Source organism: Haloferax sp. Atlit-6N, assembly GCF_003383195.1.
GTDB lineage: Archaea > Halobacteriota > Halobacteria > Halobacteriales > Haloferacaceae > Haloferax > Haloferax gibbonsii.
The window spans coordinates 1-925 of record NZ_QEQJ01000026.1; the positions used below are offsets into that span (position 1 = coordinate 1).

Annotated in this window: 1 protein-coding gene and 1 pseudogene; one reads left to right on the top strand and one right to left on the bottom strand. The window is 48.4% G+C overall.

Translation table 11 applies throughout. From position 1 onward, the window contains the following. Positions 1–239 (bottom strand): annotated as a pseudogene (locus DEQ92_RS24190) (hypothetical protein); the annotation flags it as partial. A 112-nt stretch (positions 240–351) separates the two neighbouring features. Here DEQ92_RS24190 and DEQ92_RS24195 point away from each other — a divergent pair. Beyond that, positions 352–925 (top strand): hypothetical protein (locus DEQ92_RS24195; protein ID WP_115821719.1); only part of this gene is annotated, 574 nt, incomplete at its 3' end.

Genomic DNA, 925 nt, shown 5'->3' on the forward strand with positions numbered 1-925 from the left:
GCGAGTTCGTCTCTACAATCGTTCCGGCTGAGACCTGTGGAATACGCTTTTGCCTCGGCTACCACTTTATCGCCCGTAGCTTTGTTCACAAACTGAATATCGTCAAGCGTAGAGTGGAAGGCTGAATCCCGCTCAACCATGTAATTCAGCCCTTCCATATACTCAATGACGACTTCCTTATAGTCCTCCCCGCGTCGCGCCGTCCCTTCCCGCTCTTTATATAGATTGTAGATGGGCACGTTGTATCTCGTTACAAGGAAGTCTCGTGTGAATTACTTTTCCCTCAGTCGTTGGATAGTCTACTGGGATCCGACGATACTTCTATAAAACGAGCGGTAGATATTGGAGATAATGAATCGTGGGGACTTGGGAACGACTCTGCGTCTCCTCAATCGCGAACGAGGGACCGCGGATGCGTTGCCGAAAAAGTCGCTTCACAAGCTCCTCTATCGTATTGACGTCAAATCTGCCGAGCAAGATTTGGACATCGAGATTCCGTATTACTGGTATCTCTTTGGTACCGTATCTCCAGCCACGCCCTCAACTGTCCCCTCAGCCAGTATTAACGAGCCCGGACTTGAAGATCGCCTACGTTCTGTTGTCTCAGAGGCTCTCTCAGAATATTACGAACATGGGTTAGAATGGCTCACAGACAGAATGTATGATGATGCGCCGTATGAGGTTCAGCGGGATTTTCGGGAGTTAGATAAGAAAATACGGACGTTACATACGGAGTATCATGATTTCTTTGAGGTTGATCCAAGCAGAGAATCGGTACTCAGCTCCGTCCACGACACTTTTGGATCATTTCCAAATGACCGATTTCCGGAGTACGACCGACCGCTAATCAAGTGGTATAATGCGGTCACACGAGAACTCCATTCGCATTCTCCTGATCCCTCCAGATTGATGACGGTGAATGTCA